At 43.1% G+C, this 1,810-nt stretch carries 3 protein-coding genes; all 3 read right to left on the bottom strand.

Annotated elements, in window-relative coordinates; all coding sequences use genetic code 11:
- Positions 1 to 348: succinate dehydrogenase, hydrophobic membrane anchor protein (gene sdhD / locus B7X71_RS16290; protein ID WP_293601501.1), on the bottom strand; the 348-nt coding region annotated here is incomplete at its 3' end.
- Between the two features lie 24 nt (positions 349 to 372).
- Complete coding sequence (gene sdhC, locus B7X71_RS16285; RefSeq protein ID WP_215385723.1) at positions 373 to 792, bottom strand: succinate dehydrogenase, cytochrome b556 subunit; 420 nt, start codon at positions 790 to 792, stop codon at positions 373 to 375.
- A 143-nt stretch (positions 793 to 935) separates the two neighbouring features.
- Positions 936 to 1,673, bottom strand: coding sequence for a GntR family transcriptional regulator (locus tag B7X71_RS16280; protein ID WP_215300878.1), 738 nt, complete (start codon positions 1,671 to 1,673; stop codon positions 936 to 938).
- Between the last annotated feature and the right edge of the window lie 137 nt (positions 1,674 to 1,810).

The raw sequence follows: 1,810 nt of genomic DNA, 5'->3' as shown, positions 1-1,810 counted from the left end.
TTGTACGGCATAAGCCGCACAGGCTACGAGATACAACACAGTTAACACTTGCAGTGTTAAACGAATGCTGACGGGCTTGATGTAATCCATCCAGATATCGCGGATACCAATCCAAGCGTGATAGAACAAGCTAATAAAGAATAAAAGCGTCAATAGCTTCATGAGCTGATTGCTAAACAATCCAGCCCAACCTTCATATGTCGCGCTACCAGTAATGCAATAGTCAACCAGTAAAACGACTGTGAATACCACCATCACAATGGCAGTAGCACGCTGAATAATCCACTCTTTAAGGCCGTAATGGGCGCCAACAACTAAGCGCTTCGGTCCAATTTGATAAATAGGCATTCGATTTCCTTAATGAAGAAGTGCTTAGTACAAGCCAAATAATTTGAGGCCAACAAGCGCAGTCAAAGCGAGGCCTAGGAAAAATACAAAGATCGCTGAGCGATTAGCGTCAGCCTTTTCAACACCAATCTCTAAATCAAGCAAGAGGTAGCGAATACCAGCGCAGAAATGGTGCAAGAAAGACCAAATTAAGCCCAAGAGAATCAGTTTTACGAGAACGTGGCCAGTAATTGCCTGGAATTTTTGGTAACTCATCTCTGAAGCTAGGCTTTGATCAAAAAGATAGAGCAAGAAAGGCAACATCAAAAACAGTGCCGCCCCACTAATTCGATGAAGAATGGAGACTTTTCCAGCCCAAGGCAATCGGTATTTAATTAGCTGGGCAAGACCGATATTGCGGTAAACCGGTCTATCTTTTTTTGTGTTTTGCTGTGCATCAACCATGGGCAATCTCAATCTTTAGGTGGAGGTTCAGTGTGGTTTTGTTGTGTTGCAACATATTCTATTTGAAACCTGAGGGGAGGTGGGGACTTTTTAGCGTTTAAAGGGGTTAAATAGTGGTTTTTACTGATTTTTGAGTGTAATACCTAGTTCAATTTATTGTCGTAGTGCTGATCAGAAGTGTCGTACCTTGCTCGCCGAATTTCTACTGGTTTATTCCCGTAGGTAAATGCAACACGTTCAACCGACAACAAGGCAGAGCCCTCCTGAACCTGAAGATGCTTAGCAAGATCTGAATTCGCTAAAACTGCCTTAATTTTTTCTTCTGCCCTCACCATATGAGTGGCGTATTCACTTTCATAAAATGCATACATGGGACCAGGCCAAGCATTAAGGGCTTCAAGCGTCAGCCCTTCAAAGCGCCCTTCCGGCAACCAAATCTCCTCAAATACGATTGGGCGCCCTGCAGAGCTTTGCACGCGGTCAATTCGAATAATGGGGTCCCCTGCCTTTAATTTAAGCAATTTAGCTATATAGGCATCGGATTGTGCGATTTCACAGGCTAAAAACTGGTTTCTGAGGTGCAACTTCTCACCAGAATCAGGCTCTAAGCGTAAAAAACGATACTGAAAGTCTTCTTCTTGGTGGGTGGCTACGAAGGTACCCTTGCCTTGACGTCGCACCAGTAAATTTTGTGCGGCCAACTCATCAATTGCCTTGCGTACGGTTCCCTGGCTAACTGCATATCGAGCCGCTAGCTCCATCTCACTAGGAATGGCATCCCCAGGCAACCATTCTGAGGCCTGCAAACTTGCCAAAATCATGGCTTTAATTTGCTCATAAAGAGGGCTAAATGAGGCAATTGGTTCAGATATTAGTGACAAATTAACTCCACAACAGCTTCTATTGGATAAAATTCAAGCTTATCTCATATCTTATATAAGACATGATTGACAGTGTAAATGGAAAGTCCATACACTTGAATGGATAATAGAAAAGATTTCATTAATTAACCTCAACT

The organism is Polynucleobacter sp. 39-46-10 (assembly GCF_002282275.1).
Note: the sequence above shows the minus strand (reverse complement) of the source record. Positions and strands in the feature narration are given on the sequence as shown.

Excerpts from the sequence above, each read along its gene's own strand:
- sdhC (WP_215385723.1), bottom strand. The coding sequence starts at position 792 with ATGGTTGATGCACAGCAAAACACAAAAAAAGATAGACCGGTTTACCGC.